Source organism: Actinoplanes octamycinicus (genome assembly GCF_014205225.1).
GTDB classification, from domain to species: domain Bacteria; phylum Actinomycetota; class Actinomycetes; order Mycobacteriales; family Micromonosporaceae; genus Actinoplanes; species Actinoplanes octamycinicus.
Map to the genome: position 1 here is coordinate 6,911,208 of NZ_JACHNB010000001.1, position 17,853 is coordinate 6,929,060.

The 17,853-nt window shown below is 71.5% G+C and carries 18 protein-coding genes and 1 pseudogene; 11 read left to right on the plus strand and 8 right to left on the minus strand.

Annotation, left to right across the window (positions count from 1 at the left end; translation table 11 throughout):
• The first annotated feature begins 28 nt into the window (after positions 1 to 28).
• The 3 genes from BJY16_RS30970 (at position 29) to BJY16_RS30980 (ending at position 1,750) form a co-directional block, all read left to right on the plus strand.
• Positions 29 to 640 (plus strand): chemotaxis protein CheB, encoded by a 612-nt coding sequence (locus tag BJY16_RS30970; RefSeq protein ID WP_203759342.1) that lies wholly within the window; start codon positions 29 to 31, stop codon positions 638 to 640.
• 15 nt (positions 641 to 655) lie between these two features.
• On the plus strand, positions 656 to 1,354 hold the full coding sequence (locus tag BJY16_RS47690) for a nitroreductase/quinone reductase family protein (protein ID WP_239177984.1): 699 nt from the start codon (positions 656 to 658) through the stop codon (positions 1,352 to 1,354).
• Positions 1,355 to 1,480: 126 nt separating this feature from the next.
• Entirely contained in the window at positions 1,481 to 1,750 is a 270-nt protein-coding gene (locus BJY16_RS30980) for a GlsB/YeaQ/YmgE family stress response membrane protein (RefSeq protein WP_185043080.1), read from the plus strand.
• Between the two features lie 9 nt (positions 1,751 to 1,759).
• Here the strand turns inward: BJY16_RS30980 and BJY16_RS30985 are convergent, their stop codons facing one another.
• The gene (locus tag BJY16_RS30985; protein WP_311775337.1) at positions 1,760 to 4,186 is read right to left on the minus strand and encodes a putative bifunctional diguanylate cyclase/phosphodiesterase; all 2,427 of its coding nucleotides are present in this window, start codon (positions 4,184 to 4,186) and stop codon (positions 1,760 to 1,762) included.
• Positions 4,187 to 4,200: 14 nt separating this feature from the next.
• Entirely contained in the window at positions 4,201 to 6,867 is a 2,667-nt protein-coding gene (adhE, locus tag BJY16_RS30990; RefSeq protein ID WP_185043081.1) for a bifunctional acetaldehyde-CoA/alcohol dehydrogenase, read from the minus strand.
• Between the two features lie 296 nt (positions 6,868 to 7,163).
• Between adhE and BJY16_RS30995 the strand changes: the two genes are divergently transcribed.
• Positions 7,164 to 7,340 (plus strand): VOC family protein, encoded by a 177-nt coding sequence (locus tag BJY16_RS30995; RefSeq protein ID WP_185043082.1) that lies wholly within the window; start codon positions 7,164 to 7,166, stop codon positions 7,338 to 7,340.
• A gap of 14 nt (positions 7,341 to 7,354) precedes the next feature.
• Here BJY16_RS30995 and tnpA read toward each other — a convergent pair.
• Positions 7,355 to 7,727: pseudogene (gene tnpA, locus BJY16_RS31000) on the minus strand (IS200/IS605 family transposase).
• A gap of 15 nt (positions 7,728 to 7,742) precedes the next feature.
• Between tnpA and BJY16_RS31005 the strand changes: the two are divergent.
• The gene (locus BJY16_RS31005) at positions 7,743 to 8,975 is read left to right on the plus strand and encodes an RNA-guided endonuclease InsQ/TnpB family protein (RefSeq protein WP_185046750.1); all 1,233 of its coding nucleotides are present in this window, start codon (positions 7,743 to 7,745) and stop codon (positions 8,973 to 8,975) included.
• A gap of 59 nt (positions 8,976 to 9,034) precedes the next feature.
• Complete coding sequence (locus BJY16_RS31010; RefSeq protein WP_185043083.1) at positions 9,035 to 9,244, plus strand: VOC family protein; 210 nt, start codon at positions 9,035 to 9,037, stop codon at positions 9,242 to 9,244.
• Between the two features lie 63 nt (positions 9,245 to 9,307).
• On the opposite strand, the gene BJY16_RS31015 is transcribed toward BJY16_RS31010, so the two are convergent.
• From BJY16_RS31015 to BJY16_RS31035, 5 genes are all read right to left on the minus strand, one after another.
• Positions 9,308 to 9,592, minus strand: coding sequence for an SHOCT domain-containing protein (locus BJY16_RS31015; protein WP_185043084.1), 285 nt, complete (start codon positions 9,590 to 9,592; stop codon positions 9,308 to 9,310).
• Between the two features lie 124 nt (positions 9,593 to 9,716).
• Positions 9,717 to 10,088, minus strand: coding sequence for a DUF1330 domain-containing protein (locus tag BJY16_RS31020; RefSeq protein ID WP_185043085.1), 372 nt, complete (start codon positions 10,086 to 10,088; stop codon positions 9,717 to 9,719).
• A gap of 43 nt (positions 10,089 to 10,131) precedes the next feature.
• Entirely contained in the window at positions 10,132 to 11,016 is an 885-nt protein-coding gene (locus tag BJY16_RS31025) for a universal stress protein (RefSeq protein ID WP_185043086.1), read from the minus strand.
• 28 nt (positions 11,017 to 11,044) lie between these two features.
• Complete coding sequence (locus BJY16_RS31030; RefSeq protein ID WP_185043087.1) at positions 11,045 to 11,731, minus strand: CBS domain-containing protein; 687 nt, start codon at positions 11,729 to 11,731, stop codon at positions 11,045 to 11,047.
• A gap of 23 nt (positions 11,732 to 11,754) precedes the next feature.
• On the minus strand, positions 11,755 to 12,786 hold the full coding sequence (locus BJY16_RS31035) for an Acg family FMN-binding oxidoreductase (protein ID WP_185043088.1): 1,032 nt from the start codon (positions 12,784 to 12,786) through the stop codon (positions 11,755 to 11,757).
• A 188-nt stretch (positions 12,787 to 12,974) separates the two neighbouring features.
• Between BJY16_RS31035 and BJY16_RS31040 the strand changes: the two genes are divergently transcribed.
• The 5 genes from BJY16_RS31040 (at position 12,975) to BJY16_RS31060 (ending at position 17,851) form a co-directional block, all read left to right on the plus strand.
• Positions 12,975 to 13,193 carry a hypothetical protein gene (locus BJY16_RS31040; protein ID WP_185043089.1) on the plus strand — a complete coding sequence of 73 codons (219 nt, stop codon included), beginning with the start codon at positions 12,975 to 12,977 and terminating at the stop codon, positions 13,191 to 13,193.
• Positions 13,194 to 13,195: 2 nt separating this feature from the next.
• Positions 13,196 to 15,349 (plus strand): bifunctional polysaccharide deacetylase/glycosyltransferase family 2 protein, encoded by a 2,154-nt coding sequence (locus BJY16_RS31045; protein ID WP_185043090.1) that lies wholly within the window; start codon positions 13,196 to 13,198, stop codon positions 15,347 to 15,349.
• Between the two features lie 11 nt (positions 15,350 to 15,360).
• A complete protein-coding gene (locus BJY16_RS31050) occupies positions 15,361 to 16,647 on the plus strand; it encodes a serine/threonine-protein kinase (RefSeq protein WP_260418329.1) in 1,287 nt (428 codons plus the stop codon).
• On the plus strand, positions 16,644 to 17,090 hold the full coding sequence (locus BJY16_RS31055) for a GNAT family N-acetyltransferase (protein ID WP_185043091.1): 447 nt from the start codon (positions 16,644 to 16,646) through the stop codon (positions 17,088 to 17,090). The genes BJY16_RS31050 and BJY16_RS31055 overlap by 4 nt, the downstream gene beginning before the upstream one ends.
• Before the next feature lie 80 nt (positions 17,091 to 17,170).
• A complete protein-coding gene (locus BJY16_RS31060) occupies positions 17,171 to 17,851 on the plus strand; it encodes a hypothetical protein (protein ID WP_185043092.1) in 681 nt (226 codons plus the stop codon).
• Positions 17,852 to 17,853 lie beyond the last annotated feature (2 nt).

A 17,853-nucleotide genomic window follows, 5' to 3' on the forward strand; every position in this document is an offset into this window, starting at 1 on the left:
TCAGGAGGCGAACACGATGCACAGCCGTATGCCCGTCGTGGCCCTGGCCTGCTCGGCCGGCGGCCTTCCGGCGATCGAGCAGATCCTGGCCGGGCTGCCCGCCGGCTTCCCCGGTGCGGTGATCGTCCTCCGCCACCATGATCCGCGCACCCGGCGGGACCTGCTCACCGACATCCGGCGGCGCTCCAGCCGGCTTCCGGTGGAGTCCGCCCGGGACGGCGACCGGCTGACCGCCGGGCGGGTGCTGGTCGCTCCGGGTGGTTTCCACACCTTGATCACCTGCGAGTACGCGGTGACCCTGGTGCCCTCGGGAGACCGGCCGCCGTACCGCCCGTCCGCGGATCTGTTGCTGACCAGCATGGCTCTGGCCTGCGGCAGCCGGGCCGTCGCGGTGGTGCTGTCCGGGTACGGCAACGACGGCGCGACCGGCGCCACCGCGATCCACTGTCTCGGTGGCACGGTCGTCGCCAGCGACGAGTCCACCTCGACGGTCTTCGCCATGCCCTACGCGACGATCAGCCGGACCGAGATCATCGACCACGTCGTTCCGGTCGAGAAGATCGCCGATCTGCTGACCGCGATCACCGCCGATCCGCCGCCGACGGACCGGGCGCCGGCGGCGCTCCGGCGCCTGCCCTGACAGCTGGGAGGTTCGATGTTCCTGTCGCAGCAAGCGCGGCGGCGGATGTACCGCGGCGGCCGCCCCGACCGGGTGGCCCGGGTGCTCAACCGTGTCTCCGCGGCCCAGTTCTCGGCCGGCTTCCTCACGCCGGCCACCTGGGTGACGATGGAGGTGACCGGCCGGCGAAGCGGACGGATCATCTCGTGCCCGCTCGTGGTGACCCGTTATCACGGCGAGCGCTACCTGGTCGCGATGCTCGGCCGGCGCGCCAACTGGGTCGCGAACGTGCGAGCGGCGCACGGCGCGGTGGTGCTCCGTCACGGTGATCTCGAAGAGGTCCAGCTGGTCGAGGTGGAACCCCGGGAGCGGGCACCGATCCTGCGCGCCTTCCTCGCCGTGGCGCCCGGCGCGCGAGCGCACCTGCCGGTGGACCGGGACGCCCCGCTCGCCGACTTCGCCCGGATCGCCGACGACTTCCCGGTGTTCCGGATCACCACGACCGGCCGGGCGAGTGATCGTCTTCGGCCGGTCCGCCGCCGGACCTGGGGTGACCTGCCCGGCTGGCAACGGGCAACGGTGCTGGTGGAGGTCGCCTTGACGGTGACCGCCGTGGTCGATCTGGCGCGGCGTCCGGCGGCAGCGGTCCGCGGGCCGAAAGGGCTGTGGTGGCCGTTGGTGTTCATCCAGCCGGTGGGCCCGCCGGTGTACCTGGTGTGGGGGCGCAGGCGCTGACGGGTCCGAAATTGCACCGCCCGCGAACTTGCCTCGGCCACCTCCACGGGGGCGTCCGGTGATGCGACGCTTCACCGGCGGCCCCGTTCACCCCGTTCACCCCGTTCACCTCAAGGAGCGGACAGCGTGGAAATCACCGGATTCATCACCGCCATCATCATCGGCCTGATCATCGGGGCGCTCGGCCGTCTCGTGGTTCCCGGTAAGCAGAACATCCCGATCTGGCTCACTCTGATCATCGGCGTGGTCGCCGCCCTGCTCGGCACGTTCCTGGCCGCGGCCATCGGCGTCGACGACACCCGCGGCATCGATTGGATCGAGCTCGCCCTGCAGGTGGGACTGGCCGCGATCGGCGTCGCCCTCGTGGCCGGCATGCGCGGACGGCGCCAGTACTGAGCCCATCGATCACCTGGCGGCGTTCGGGGCGGCAGCGACCTCCGACACGAGCCTGCCGCCCTCGGCTGTCCAGGCCGTTTGCCAGTCCCGGAACTCGTCGGCGGGCATCGGGCGGGCGAAATGGTAGCCCTGGGCGATGTCGCAGCCCAGATTCCGGAGGGTGGCGACATCATCCTCGGTCTCGACGCCCTCGGCCACCACCGACAGCCCGAGGTTGTGGCCGAGGGTGACCGCTGTGCGCACCAGCACACAGCTGGCCTGCTCGGCGGCCATCTCGCGGATGAACGAACGGTCGATCTTCAGTTCGTCGACCGGCAGCTTCTGCAGGTAGGCCATCGAGGAATGGCCGGTCCCGAAGTCGTCGATCGCCAGATGAAAGCCGGCTTCGTGCAGTTCTCGCAGGGTCAGCTGCGCCCGGATCGGATCGGCCATCACCATGCTCTCGGTCACTTCGAGCTGGAGCAGGGAGACCGGCAGCCCTGCGCGCTCGATCAGTCCGAGGATGCGGCCGGGCAGCGCCGGGTCGAGCAGGCAACGCGTGGAGAGGTTGACGGCCACCGGGACCGGCCAGCCGGCGGCGGCCCAGCGTGTGGCGTCGCGCACCGCGGTCTCGAGAACCCGAGTGGTGAGGGCATGGATCAGCGTGGTGCTCTCCGCCATGGGGATGAACGTGTCGGGTGCCATCCGGCCCAGGTCGGGGTGCTGCCAGCGGATGAGCGCCTCGGCTCCGGCCAGGTCGCCGGTGCGCAGGTCGATCTTCGGCTGGTAGTGCAGTGTGATCTGGTCGTCGGTGTCGAGGGCGCGGCGCAGGTCGCCGAGCAGGGCGAGCCGGTTCGGAACGCCCCGTTCCACTGACGGGTCGTAGAGCAACTGGCTCCGGTAGCCCTCCTTGGCCAGCCGCAGGGCACTGTCCGCGTTGTGCAGGAGCGTGGCCGCGTCGCCGCCGTGCTCGGGGCCGTAGGCCGCGCCGATCCTGGCATCCAGGTTGATGCTGAGTCCTTCGATGACGAAGGCGTCGTCGAAGACAGCCAGCAGGTGCGCACCGGCGACGGCGGTGTCCGCGTGGCCGGGCACGAGGACGGCGAAGTCGTCACCGCCGAGGCGGGCCACCGTCGCCCCCGGTCCGGCCGCGGTGACCAGGCGGGCAGCAACCTCGGTGAGCAGCAGGTCACCGTGATGCTGCCCGAGCAGGTCGTTGGCCTCCCGGAACCGCTCCAGGTCGAGCATCAGCACGGTGACGGATTGGCCACCGCTCAGCCCCGCGGCGGTGCTCTCGGAAAGCGACACCCGATTGGGCAGGCCGGTGAGCCGGTCGTGGAGTGCAGCCCGGCGTATCGCGCGCAGGCGGACGGCCCAGCTGCCGCCGGCGACGAGCAGCGTCAGAAGCGCCGCGCCCAGCAAGGCCAGCGAGCCGAGGCTGAGCCCATGGGTCCAGCCGACGGAGACGGACGGCGCCGAGATCACGACGTACCAGTTGTTGGCGTTGCCCGGGGTGGACGGCACCCGCTGGTAGGCGAGGCGACGTCCGCCTTCGGTAGTGACTCCGTGATTCGCGCCGCCGGCGATCAGTCCGGCGAAACTGTCGTCCGAGACCGTGCGGCTGTCGACGACCACCCGGCCGGTCCGGGCGTCGACGATCGTCGCGGCGATGGTGCCGGCGGAGCCGGGCATCCGGAAGCTGTCGAGAGTGATCTCGTAGTGCACGAGGCCGACACGTCCGGCCGCCGTGACCACCGTCGAATTCGAGATCACCTGATCGTGAGTGTCCGGTGACTCGTACTCCTCGCCCTGATAGACCTGCCCGGGACCAAGTGCGAGCGTGGGCGCGAAGAAGGGATTGCTCTCCTCGTCCTCCGACAGCTGCTCGGGACCGGCCGGCGTGCCGTTCACCACGCGGGCGATCTCCGCGCCGCTGCTGTCGATGAAGCACGCCTCGCCGATCCGGCCGGGATACATCTTCTCCAGGTAGGCCAAAGCCTCATTGACCCGGGCGATCGGCATGCCACCGGCGCCGATCTTCTCGGCGTCGCTGCCCGGCGCCTCGTAGAAGTCGGTGAAGACGCGGTTGGCGGCCAGCAGCGAGTCGATGGCCCGGGCACGTTCAAAGTAGCTGTCCAACACGCCGATCTGCTGCTCGAGCGCGACGCGCAGCTGACCGTCCTGCGCCGCGACCTGCCGATCCCGGGCGGTTACCGCGGTGGCGACGACACTTGACACCAGCACCAGCAGACCCAGCAGCACCGCACCGGTGTGGGCGGCACGGAGCACCCCGGATCGGCGAACCATCGCGTCGCTGCTCCCTGTCGTCGGAAAAGGCGCTGTGCGCTGGTGACCCCTGCTGATCGGCACGGCGGCATGCCGCATGAGCGATACGCCGGGCCGGTGTCCGAGCTTCGCAACGAAAATGTGGCCGGCCCATGGAGAAGGGCCGGCCACCGTGTTCGAGGGCGTTACGGGTGATCGGTCCCGTAGTAGGCCGCGCGCATCAGCTGCTGCATGTCGGCGAGCATCGGCATCCGCGGGTTGGCCGGCGCGCACTGGTCCTCGTACGCGTTGAGCGCCTGCTGCGGCAGCGCCGCGAGGAACGCCTGCTCGTCGACGCCGAGCGCGGCGAACGTCGGCTCGATCCCGACCGCGGCGCGCAGCCGCTCCACCGCCGCCGCCAGCGACTCCACCGCCTCGGCCGGGGTGGCCGCGGGCAGGCCCAGCATCCCGGCGATGTCCGCGAAGCGCTGCGGCGCCCGGTAGTTCTCGTATTTCGGCCAGCCGGACAGCTTCGACGGCGTGCTGCCGTTGTAGCGGATCACGTGCGGCAGCAGCACCGCGTTGGTCCGGCCGTGCGCGATGTGGAACGTCGCGCCGAGCGTGTGCGACATGGCGTGCACGATGCCGAGGAAGGCGCTGCCGAACGCCATCCCGGCGATGGTGCCGGCGTTGTGCATCCGCTCCCGGGCCTCGCCGTCGCCGTCCACCACCGACTTCTCCAGGTTCGCGAAGATCAGCCGGATGGCGTGCAGGGCCAGGCCGTCGGTGAAGTCGTTGGCGTAGACCGACACGTACGCCTCGATCGCGTGGGTGAGCGCGTCGAACCCGCTGTCCGCGGCGATCACCCGGGGCAGGCTGGCGGTCAGCGCCGGGTCGACGATCGCCACGGTCGGGGTCAGCGCGTAGTCGGCGAGCGGGTACTTCTTGCCGGTCCGGTGGTCGGTGATCACCGCGAACGGGGTGACCTCGGCGCCGGTCCCGGAGGTGGTCGGGATGCAGACCAGGCTGGCCTTCTCGCCCAGGGTCGGGAAGGTGAACGCCCGCTTGCGGATGTCGAAGAACTTCTCCCGCATGTCCGCGAAGTCGATCTCCGGGTGCTCGTACTTGAGCCACATCACCTTGGCCGCGTCCATCGCCGAGCCGCCACCGAGCGCGATGATGGTGTCCGGCCGGAACGAGCGCATCAGCTCCGCGCCGCGCTCCACCGTGGTCATCCGCGGCTCCGGCTCCACGTCGTCGATGATCTGCAGCACCACCCGGTTCGGGCGGTTCTGCAGCACCCGGTCGATGCGCTCGACAAAACCGAGCCGGGTCATCGTCTCGTCGGTGACCACGGTCACCCGGGAGACGTCCGGCATGTCGCTCAGGTAGCGGATCGCGTGCGGCTCGAAGTAGATCTTCGACGGCACCTTGAACCACTGCAGATTATTGGTACGCCGGCCGATCCGCTTCACGTTGATCAGGTTGACCGCGGACACGTTGTTCGACACCGAGTTGTGCCCGTAACTGCCGCAGCCCAGGGTCAGCGACGGCAGGAACGCGTTGTACATGTCGCCGATGCCGCCCTGCGAGGCCGGCGAGTTCCAGATCACCCGTACCGCCTTCACCCGCTGGCCGAACTCGACGACCAGCTGCTCGTCCGCGGTGTGGATCACCGCGCTGTGGCCGAGGCCGTGGAACTCCACCATCTGGGTGGCCGCGCGCAGCCCCTCCTCACGGGAGTGGACCCGCAGCACGGCCAGCACCGGGCAGAGCTTCTCCCGGGTCAGCGGCTCGCTCGGGCCGACCTCGGCGACCTCGGTGAGGATCACCGAGGTCTGCGGCGGCACGGTGAACCCGGCCTGCTCGGCGATCCAGGCCGCGGACTGCCCGACCACCCGCGGGTTGAGCTTGGCGCCGTCGCACGCGGTGCCGAACGCGGTGGCCCCGAAGATGAACTCTTCGAGCAGCCGCTTCTCGTCGGCGGTGGCGACGTGCGCGTGCAGGCCCCGGAACTCGGTCAGCGCCGCGTCGTAGATCTCGTCGTCGATGATCGCGGCCTGCTCGGAGGCGCAGATCATGCCGTTGTCGAAGGACTTCGACAACACGATGTCGTTGATCGCCCGGGGCAGTTTCGCGGTCGCCTCCACGTAGGCGGGCACGTTGCCGGCGCCGACGCCGAGCGCGGGTTTGCCGGCCGAGTACGCCGCCCGCACCATGCTGTTGCCGCCGGTGGCCAGGATCGTGGCGACACCCGGGTGGTGCATCAGCGTCGTGGTCGCCTCCACCGAGGGGTGCTCGATCCACTGCACGCAGTTCTCCGGCGCGCCCGCGGCGACCGCGGCGTCCCGGACGATCCGGGCCGCCTCGGCGCTGCACCGCTGCGCCGCCGGGTGGAAGGCGAAGACGATCGGGTTGCGGGTCTTCAGCGCGATCAGCGCCTTGAAGATGGTCGTCGAGGTCGGGTTGGTGACCGGGGTGATTCCGGCGACCACGCCGACCGGGTCGGCGATCTCGGTGATCCCGCTGATCTCGTCGTGGCTGATCACGCCGACCGTGCGGGTCTTCGCCATGCTGTGCGTGACGTGCTCGCAGGCGAAGATGTTCTTCACCGCCTTGTCCTCGAAGACCCCGCGGCCGGTCTCCTCCACCGCGAGCTGCGCCAGCGCCGCGTGCCGGTCGAGGGCCGCGACGGACGCCTTCTTGACGATGTAGTCGATCTTCTCCTGGTCGAACGCGTCGTACTCGGCGAGCGCCTTCAGCGCGGCGGTGACCAGGGCGTCCACCTCGATGGCCACCTCGGAGGGCGCGGCGGTCGCCGGGGCCGGGCCGGTCGCTGCCTGATCCGGGCGCCGCGCTGCCGGTGCCGTCACGGTTCGCGGGCCAGATCGCTGAGCGGTCACGGCCGCCTCCTTCGCTCGAGGTCCGTATCGAACGGACCGGACACCTTCACCCTGATCCACGGATCACCCGGGACATAGGGCCACTGGTCCCGGACAGGCCGCATCGAACGGCCCGATCAAGGCGGACCGTGGTCGATGTCCGGGTCGGTGGCGAGCCCGGTGACCAGCGGCTGCCGACCGCCGGTAGAGCGGGACTCCCGGCCCTGGCCGATGACCCGGCGGCGGCCGACACTGGCGGCAGAGGCAACCACATCGAGGTGATCACCATGACCAACGCGGTCGTGCACTGGGAGATCGGCGGCCCGAACCTGTCCGAGCTGCGCGACTTCTACGCCAAGTCCTTCGGCTGGACGATCGACGACGCCGGTGACGGCTACCGGAATGCGGGCCAGTGCTCCGGGTTTCAGCCCGGGGGTGAAGGCCCGCGCGGGGAGGGTCGCTAGGTCCGAGCAGTGCCTTAACCGGGGCGGTTCTGCTGCTCGATGTACTGCTTGACGAGGTTCAGCGGTGCGCCGCCGGCGGAGCCTGCGAAGTATGAGCCGGAGCAGAGTTTGTTGGCCTGGTAGTAGTGGTGTACCAGGTCGGGGAACTCTTGGCGCAGGCGGCGGGAGGAGACGCCCTTGAGTGAGTTGACCAGCCGAGCGACAGCCACCTTGGGTGGGAAGTTGACCAGCAGGTGCACGTGATTGTCCTCGCCGTTGAACTCGACCAGCTCTGCCTCGAAGTCGGCGCAGATGTCGCGCATGATCGCCTCCATCCGAACCAGGTGCTGGCCGGTGAACACCTTATGCCGGAACTTCGTCACGAAAAACCAAGTGAACGTGCAACATGGGACAGTGATGGTCATGCAGCTCCGTTACAACTTCCGGGTCACCCCGGACGCCGCCCAGCGCACCGCGCTGGCGCAGGCGTTCGGGTGTGCCCGCGTGGTTTTCGACGACGGACTCAGGCTGCGTCAACAGGCCCGCGAGGCAGGCGAGAAGTACATCTCCGATGGAGACCTGTCGAAGCTGGTCATCACCCAGGCCAAGGCCACCGAGGACCGGGCGTGGCTGGGCGAGGTGTCGGCGGTGGTGTTGCAGCAGGCCCTCGCCGATCTGAACATCGCGTACCGCAACTTCTTCGCCTCGGTCACCGGAAAGCGCCAGGGCCGTAAGGTCGCCCCGCCCCGGTTCCGGTCGCGCAAGGACAGCCGGCAGGCGATCCGGTTCACGAAGAACTCACGGTTCAAGATCCTCGACAACGATCGTCTGCGGCTGCCGAAGATCGGCGACCTTGCGGTGCGCTGGTCCCGGACGCTGCCCTCGGAGCCGTCCAGCGTGACCATCGTCAAGGACGCGGCCGGACGGTACTTCGCCTCGTTCGTCGTACAGACCGGCGAGGATGAGGCGTTGCCGCCGGTCGACACCGAGATCGGTATCGACCTGGGCTTGACCCACTTCGCGGTCATGTCCGACGGCACGAAGGTGACCGCGCCGAAGTTCCTGCGGCGGGCGGCCCGCAAGCTCAAGCGGTTGCAGCAAGCTCTGTCCCGCAAGACCAAGGGCAGCAACCGCCGCAAGAAGGCTGTCATCAAGGTCGCCAGGGCGCACGCCCGGGTGGCTGACACCCGGCGCGACTGGCAGCACAAACTGTCCACGGCGATCATCCGCGACAACCAAGCGGTGTACGTTGAGGACCTGTGCGTGGCCGGTCTCGGCCGGACCCGGCTCGCCACGTCCGTGCACGACGCGGGCTGGGCCAGCTTCACCACCATGCTGGAGTACAAGGCGGCCCGGTACGGGCGCACGTTCGCCCGGGTGGACCGGTTCTTCCCGTCCACCCGGATGTGCTGCGACTGTGGCCGGATCACCGAGAAGTTGGCGCTGAACGTTCGGGCGTGGGACTGCCCGTGCGGCAGTCACCATAACCGCGACGTCAACGCCGCCATCAACATCAAGGCCGCCGGGCAGGCGGACTTCAACGACCGTCGAGCGCAGGTAAGACCGGGACTTGTCCCGGCACCGCGCAGTGAAGCGGTAACCCGCCAGAACGCCGCGCGTGCCACGCGCAGCGTGGCTGGAATCGCCGTCCTTTAGGACGGCGAGGATGTCAATGTCTGGTCCGGCCGCGAGGCAGCGGCATCGGCGGCGGCCTGATGCAGACCCGGGAGCGGATGTTGCCGTACGTGACGGTCTACATCGACGTCCTGGACATGGACGCCGCACTGGAAACGATCAGCGGACTCGGCGGGTCCGTGATGGTCCCGCCCACCAGGATCAACGACTCGCTGTCGTTCGCGCTGTTCCGGGACCCGGCCGGCAACGCCGTCGGTCTCCTGCAGGGCGAGGCTCTGACCGCCGCCTGACGCTTCGGGTACGGCCGGACGCACGGCCACCGGCCGTGCGTCCGGTCACGGTCACCTGGTGATTCACGCGCCCGCGCTGGAGTCACCCTTCTCCGGCACCGACAGCGGATGCTCCGCCTCGTCCCGGGCGGCCAGCCGTTCCAGCGCACGCTGGTACTGCTCGCGGTTGATCTCACCGCGGACGAGCTGTGCGGTGAGCGCGCCTTCCAGCGTGGTGGCCCGCGCCGGCGACCTGTCGCCGTCGACGGATGTGGTGGCGCCACCCGGCGTCGCCGCGTGGAACGCCGGCCATGCGGCGAACACGGCGGTCGTCAACAGGATCAGAGTGAACAGGACCAGGTAGAGCATGACCTCCACCTCCTTCGATATCAACTCTGGTCCGCCAGAGCCTCGATCAGCAGAGACCAAGGTCCTGCCGGGCGGGGCCGGGAGACCTGGGCCGGTGCCCGATCATCGACGGCGCCGACGGCGCTCAGGCACCACCCCACGGGCAGGTCGGCTGCAACACCGCCTCGGTCAGCGCTCGGGTCCGCAGATGGGTGATCTGCTGGTACTCCGGGTCGGCGACCATCCGGCTGAACGCCCGGCGGCTCGGATAGCGAACGAGAAGCACGGCATCCCACTGCTGACCCGCCTCGGCGACCAGCGGCGACCCACCGTCGCCGGCGTAGACCACCTCCACCCCGTACTTCGGCGCGATGGTCCGTTGGAAGGCCTCGCTGTACTGCCGGTAGAGCGCACGTCCGCCGTCCGCGAAGCGGAGCAGGTTCAGCATCACCACCGGGGCGTCCGGATCCGCGCTGACGAAGGCGGCGAGGTCCTCGCCGGTGGGATCGACAGCCATGTCACACCTCCCGAGCGACGCACGGCAGCCGTCAGTATATGCACTACCCATGCAGAAATTCTGCTCGCTTCGTCGCGTAGCCGTGCGGCACCACCAGCACCGGGCGGAAGGCATGATGCAGCGTGGCCATGGTCACGCTACCCAGCAGGATCTCCCGGACCGCGGAATGCCCGAGCGAGCCCACCACCAGCATCGCCGCTTGACGGCTGCGGGCCTCGGCGGTCAGGGCCCGGCCGATCGCCCGTCCGTGCTCCACGGCCATGCCGTGATCGGGCAGGGTCACCAGGCCGGCGGGCGGTGTCCCGTCCGGCGTCTCCCCGTCGTGCACGAACACCGGGATCACCCGGCGGTCCGCGAACATCCACGCTGCCGTCTCGGCGGCGACGGCAGCGCCAGGTGAGCCGTCCCAGCCGACCAGAATCGGACCACTGTCCAGGGCTTCTCGCTCGGCCTGCAGCAACGGGTGCGGCACGACCAGAACCGGGCAGGGCGCGTAGTGCACCGTCATGTCGGAGACACTGCCGAGCACCGCGCGGGCGCCGCCGAGCCCGCGGGACCCGACCACGATCAGGTCGGCGCCGATCTCTCCGGCGATCTCCGCCAGTTGCAGCCCTTCCCCGCCATAGGTGCGCCGGACCAATGTCGTCGTCTCCCGGCCGGGTGCCACGGCCAGGGTGGCGCCCATCGCGGCGAGACGGCTGGCCTCCGCCTCGCCCTCGCGTTCGATGGCGGCGACGAACTCGTTGACCGCGTAGGTGCCGCGCCACAGCCGGTGGCGCAACGCTTCGCTGCCGAACGGCGGTGTCCACACGTGGGTGATCGACACCGCGGCGACCGGCAGCAGCCGGGCCGCGACCTCGATCGCGGCAGCCGCCGGCACAGATCCGTCGTAGCCGATCAGAATGCGCTGGCCAGCCGAGGTGTTCACGACTCTGCCCCCTCTGCAGACGACCGGGTCAACCGGCGATGTGCGCGGGGGCCCGGCGGGCCAGCTGGTGGTCGTCGAAGCCGAACTCGAGCCGGGTGTCGACGTCGAGCACCCCGGGCGTCAGGCGGACCAGGCGCTCGGTCAGGGCCACCGTGGACCGTCGCTCGACCCGGCCGGTCAACGTCACCACACCCCGCTCGACCGTCACGTCGACCTGACAAGTGTTCTCCGCGCAGGTGACCTCGTCGACCGCCGCGCGCGCGTCGGCGAGGATCTCGGCGTCCGGGCGCAGGTGCTCCTTGAGCAGGTCGCTGCGGCTGACGATGCCGATCAGGCGGCCGAGTGGGTCCTCCACCGGCATCTGCTTGACGTGGGTCTGGTCCATCCGGCGGGCGGCCGTACGGATACCGGTCGTCGGCAGCACCACCTCGGCCGGCGCGGTCATCAGCTCGCCGGCGGTCAGCCCGCCGGCCTTGCGGCGCGCGGCCCGCTCGCGCCGCTCGAACCAGCGTGGTCGAGCCGCTCCCCGATACTCGATCTTGTGGAGCAGGTCCGACTCGGACACCACGCCGAGGACCCGCCGCCCGGCGTCGATCACCGGTAGCGCGTTGATCCGGTGGGCCGCCATCAGGGCGACCAACTCCCGGTACGACGCGTCCGGGCCGACCGCGACGACATCACGGGTCATCACGTCACTGACATGCCACGTCCTCATCATCGATCCCTCCACCTCCGACGCTATGTCGACGGCGACGGGAACGGCAGGACGGTTGGACCCGCGGGCCGGGGACCATCGGCCGCGCGGAGCAGCACCTCGGACAGCGGCCGGCGCGGACTGCCCCCGGCCGCCTGCACCCGGCCGTAACCGACCCGCAACACCAGCTGCGGCGCCATGCCCGGGGTCCGGGCGGCCAGCGCCTCGCGGACCGCGGGAGCCTCGATCGGCTGGCTGATCGGCATGGTGGCCAGCCCGAGCCAGGTCGCGGTCAGCAGCACGCGCTGCAACGCCTGCCCGGCGCGCAACCAGTCGAGGCGGGTGTCCGCGGCGGTGGCCAGCACCATGATCGTCGGATAGGGCTCGAACGGCTCCACGACCGGCCGGCGTGGCGGACGTGTCGCGAAGTCCCGGACCGGCATCACCTCGAGGGCGTCCCACGGTCCGGCCGACCACACCGGAACCCCGTCGTGGCGCCGGCGCCGGTCGGTCCAGGAGTCCAGCTCCGCCCGGTAGTCGGGCTGGTCCCGCAGCCAGCGGTCAGCGTGCCGGGCCAGGCCGAGCACGGCGTCCCGGCCGGCCGGGTCGGCGGTGGTCAGCACCGCACCCTCCCGGCGGGCGGCGTCCCGGAGCCGGCCGAGCTGGTCGGCGGGCACCGGCACTTGAGCGAACGGCCAGCGGTTGGTGTGCCGGTACGGGATGGCCGCGGCGAGCGCCTCGGCGGGCGGGTCGACGGCCAGCGCCCGGGCGGCGGTGACCCGGGCGGCCAGGTCCGGCTGATCCGCGTCGGGCAGCAGCTCGCATCGGGTGTCGTAACCGGCGCCGCGCACCGCGGCCCGCAGCGTGAACACGGCCGCGCCCACGCTGATCAGCATCTCCCGCCCGTCCGGGTCCACCACGGGCAGCTGCCGGGACGGGTCGGCGTACACGTCGATGTGCGGGACGCTGATCCGGAACAGCCACGGCTGGCTGTTGTGCAGCGATGGCGCGGTGGTGGCGGATCGCACGCAGGCGGTGAGCATCTTCCGCGACGGCGGGGCGAAGGACGTGTTCATGACCCCTCCCTTGCTCTTCTTCCACCTGACCCCGGGCGCCCCGCCTCGACCAGGGTCTTTGGTCCCCGCGATGGCACCGAGGAGGGGACTTCCGGACCGTGCGGAGCCCGCCCGGCACGGCTTAGCGTCGAGTCATGGCCCGCCGCGGGCGACCTCGCCGACGGCCGGCGCCCCGTCCGGTGGGACGAGTGGCCGGACGGGTCCGCGTCCGCCCGGTGGCCGGCCGGGTCCGGCCGATCGAACGCGCGCTCACCGAGCTGGCCCGCCTCGACGAGCCCCCGCCTCCGGTCTTCGCCGATCCGGGCGGACGGCGGCGGCGCCGGCTGCGGCTGTGGTCGTCCACCGCGGGAATGCTGGTGCTCGTGCTGGTGCTCGCCTTCTGGCTGAGCCAGCTGGTCAGCCGGTAGCGATGACCGTCTACCGGCCGCCCCGCCGTCCCGAACCGCCGCTGACCGGTGGCCGGACCGGGCCGCTGCGGGCGCTGGCGCTGCTCGCCCTGGTCGCTTCGCTGGCCACGGTGATGCTGCTGCAGGCATACCTGACCGTGCGCTTCGTACCGGACAGCGCCCCGCAGCCGGAACGCCCGTTCGACGCCGTGCCGGCCGAGATCCGCGACGGTGGCCCGGTGATCGACCTGTCCGGTGCCCCGGCCCGCACCTACCGGCTGCCGGCCCGGACGATCGCGCTCACCTTCGACGACGGCCCCGATCCGCGCTGGACCCCGCTGATCCTCGACGTGCTGCGGCGGCACCGGGCGCACGCCACCTTCTTCGTACTCGGGTCGCAGGTGGTCGACAACACCGGCCTGACCCGGCGGATCACCGCGGAGGGCCACCAGGTCGGCGTGCACTCGTTCACCCACCCGGACATGTCGGCGCTGCCGGCGTGGCTGAGTCGCCTGGAACGCTCGGCCACCCAGGGCGCGATCGCCGACGCCACCGGCCGGGCCACCTCGCTGTACCGGCCGCCGTACTCCTCGGAGGTCGACGCCGTCGACAACGCGGATCTCCCGGATCTGCGGGACAGCGCCCGGCGCGGGTATCTGACCGTGCTCAACGACCGGGACAGCGAGGACTGGCGGCGGCCCGGGGTCGCCACGATCGTGCGCCGGGCGACGCCGCCCGGCGACGCCGGCGCGGTGGTGCTGATGCACGACGCCGGTGGCGACCGCTCGCAGACCGTGGCCGCGCTGGACCGGCTGCTGACCGACCTGCAGCCGCGCGGTTACCGGTTCACCACCGTCTCGGCGGCCCTCACCGGAAGCATCCCGGTCGCCGACCCGGACGCCGGCGCCGGGCTGGCCTCCCGCGGCTGGGCACTGCGATGGGCGATCCGGGCCACGGAGGCGACGATGCGGCTGCTCCAGCTCCTGACGATCATCGCCGGGTCGCTGATCCTGGCCCGCACCATCCTGCTGATCGTGGTGGCCACCGGGCACGCCCGGCGCCGCCACGCGCCGGCCTGGTCCTGGGGACCGCCGGTGACCGCCCCCGTGTCGATCATCGTGCCGGCTTTCAACGAGGCGAAGACCATCGGGCCGGCCGTCCGCTCGCTGGCGCTCTCGGCACATCCGGGCGTCGAGGTGATCGTGGTGGACGACGCCTCCACCGACGGCACCGGCGACGTGGTTCGCCAGCTGGGACTGGGCAATGTCCGGGTGGTCCGGACGCCGTCGGGCGGGAAGGCGGCCGCGCTCACCACCGGCGCCGGGTTCGCCCGCCACGACCTGATCGTGATGGTGGACGCGGACACCGTGACCGAACCGGACGCGATCCACCGCATCGTCCAGCCGTTCGCCGACCCGGGTGTCGGCGCGGTCTCCGGCAACGTCAAGGTCGGCAACCGGCGCGGCCTGCTCGGCGCCTGGCAGCACATCGAGTACGTGATCGGCTTCAACCTCGACCGGCGCCTCTACGACGCGCTGGGCTGCATCGGGACCATCCCCGGGGCACTGGGCGCCTTCCGCCGCCAGGCGCTGACCGACGCTGGTGGACTGCACACCGACACGCTCGCCGAGGACACCGACCTGACCATCGCGGTGCAGCGGGCCGGCTGGCGGGTGGTCTTCGAGGACTCGGCACGGGCCTGGACCGAGGCGCCGACCGGGCTGCGCCAGCTGTGGCGGCAACGGTACCGGTGGAGTTTCGGCACCATGCAGGCGTGGTGGAAACACCGCCGGGCGGTGCTCGACCGTGGTCCCTCCGGCCGGTTCGGCCGCCGCGGGCTGCTGCTGATCGCCGTGTTCACCGTGGTCCTGCCGCTGCTGGCACCGCTGATCGATCTGCTGGCCCTCTACGGCTTCGTCGTCCTCGATCGCCGTGCGGCGGCGGTCTCCTGGCTGGCCGTCACCGCGGTGCAGGCGGTCACCGCCGTGGTCGCCTTCCGGCTCGACCACGAGCCGCTGTGGCCGTTGTGGAGCCTGCCCCTGCAGCAGGTCGCCTACCGACAATTCCTCTACCTGGTGCTGCTGCACGCGGCGGTGACCGCCCTGACCGGTCGCGGACTGCGCTGGCAGAAGCTGCGCCGGACCGGCGGCGTCGCCGTCCCGGCCGGCGCCGGATGAACGAAGGGAGCATGACGATGCCGCACGTACCCGGCGACCTGATCGCCGGCCGGTACCGCCTCGACGACCGGATCGCCGCCGGAGGCATGGGCGAGGTGTGGCAGGCCACCGACACCGCGCTGAACCGGCCGGTCGCGGTGAAGACGCTGCGCGCCGACCGGGCGCTCGACCCGCAGTTCCAGGTCCGGTTCCGGCAGGAGGCGCACGCCATGGCCGCCCTGCATCACCCCGGCGTCGCCGACGTCTACGACTACGGCCAGGAGTCCGGCAGCGACGCCTATCTGGTCATGGCCCGGGTGCACGGGCAGCCGCTCGACGAGCGGATCGCCGAGCGCGGCCGGCTCGGCCCGGCCGAGACGATGTCGGTCGTCGCGCACGTGGGCCGCGCCCTGCAAGCGGTCCACCAGGCCGGCATCGTGCACCGGGACGTGAAACCCGCCAATCTGATCATCCAGCCGGGCGGCGAGGTGGTGCTGGTCGACTTCGGCATCGCCCGGACGGCGGGTTCGGCGACCCTCACCGGGGTGGGCGAGGTCGTCGGCACCGCCGGTTACATGGCGCCCGAGCAGGTCGCCCGCGATCCGATCGGACCCGCCACCGACGTCTACGCGCTCGGCGCCGTCGCCTACCACTGCCTGGCCGGGCACCCACCGTTCCTCGGCGACAACCCGCTCACCGTCGCCATGCAGCACCTGAACGACGCACCGCCGCCCCTGCCCGCGGACGTCCCGGCCGCGGCGCGTGCGGTGGTCAGCACCGCACTGGCGAAGGATCCTGCTGATCGCTTCCGGTCGGCCGCCGCGATGGCGGCCGCCGCCGACCGGGCCGCGGGCGAGCCGGCAGGCGCCGACGTCACGGTCGTCCTCCCCCGGGAGAGCGTCTACGGTACGCCGGAAGCCCCGCCACCCACCGGTCATCGTCGCGGGCTCCTGCTCGCCGTGCTGGCCGCACTGCTGACGCTGCTCGCCTCCGGTGCCGCGCTGGCTTTCGCCGACCCGTTCGGCTGGTTCCCCGGAACCCCGCAGCCGTCCCCGTCCACCTCGCCGCCGAGCCACCGGCCACCGTCGCTGAACCCCACCGGGGGCGCGCCGGCCACCCGGCCGACCGCTACCTCACCCAGCCCCCGGCCGCCCACGTCCAGCCCGTCGACCACCCGGCCGCCGTCGACTACCCGGCCGCCGTCGAGCAGCCCGCCGCCGTCCAGCAGCCGTCCGCCCGCCAGCAGCAGCCCGGCACCGGCGACCTCGGCCACCCCGACGGCGACCACGACCCCTCCGGCCGAAGGTGCCCAGTCATGAACATCACGATCGAGGCCGTCCGGGACGTCACACCCGAGGTGGTCGAGGCCGTCGGCCGCCTGCTCCCCCAGTTGTCGTCGTCGGCCCGGCCGGCCGATCCGGCGGCGCTGCGGAGGATCGCCGGCTGGCAGGGCAGCCGCCTGTACGTCGCGCGTGCCGACGGCGAGGTGGCCGGCATGCTCACCCTGATCGAGTTCCCGATCCCGACCGGGCTGCGAGCGTGGATCGAGGACGTCGTGGTGGACGAGGCGGCCCGCGGCAACGGCATCGGCGCGGCGCTGACCCGGGCGGCGGTCCGGCAGGCCCGCGCCGACGGCGCCCGCACCGTCGACCTCACCTCCCGGCCGTCCCGCCGGGCCGCCAACCGGCTCTACGAGCGGCTCGGCTTCCGGGCGCGCGACTCCCGGGTCTATCGGCTCCCGGCCGACGCGGATGTCCGCTGATGATCCGACCTTCGGCCCTCCCAGACGGATCTGCGGATGCCGACGATGGGCACAGGCCCACCCGCAAGGAGGAGATCGGCATGGCACTCCCGGCAACGCAGGGAACCGGTCCGGCAACGGAACTGTCCGCTTCGGATCGCACCGACCTGCTTCATCGCATGCTGGTCCTGCGGCATCTGGCCGTCCTGAGCCGAGCGCCGGGTCGCGGCGCGGAGGCCGTCGTGGCGGGCATCGGCGCCGCGCTCTCGCCGTCCGATCACCTCCACGTCATCGGCAGCTCACCGACCGGCGAGGAACGGTCCCAGAGCACGGCCGGCATCACTGTCCGGCTGGCTCACTTCGGCGGCAACGGCGGACCAGACCGGATCTGTGCGCTCTTCGCACACCGGTCCTCGGATCGCATCCAGCGTCAGGTCACCGTCGACGGCTGGGACGTGGAGGCGGTGTTCGCCGCCTCGGCCCGGGCAGCTCGTGCGGTCCGTACCTGGGACGCCGCCCACCTGCTCACCCTGCGCACGGGTGGCGCGCGGGGCCGCCACGATCCGATCGCGGTCCTGGCCGACCGGATGCGTCTGGCTCACCAACTCGACGACGACACGTTCGCGTGCTTCGAACTCGACGCCCGCCGCGTCGCCACCCGCCTCAGCCGCGACCGAGGCCTCGACGGCAGGCTCGCAACCCTGGCCACCGTCGCCAGCGCGCTGGCCCCCCGCTTCACGCCCGCCCCGGATCCCGCGGCACGCCAGTACCGCCGCGGCTGACA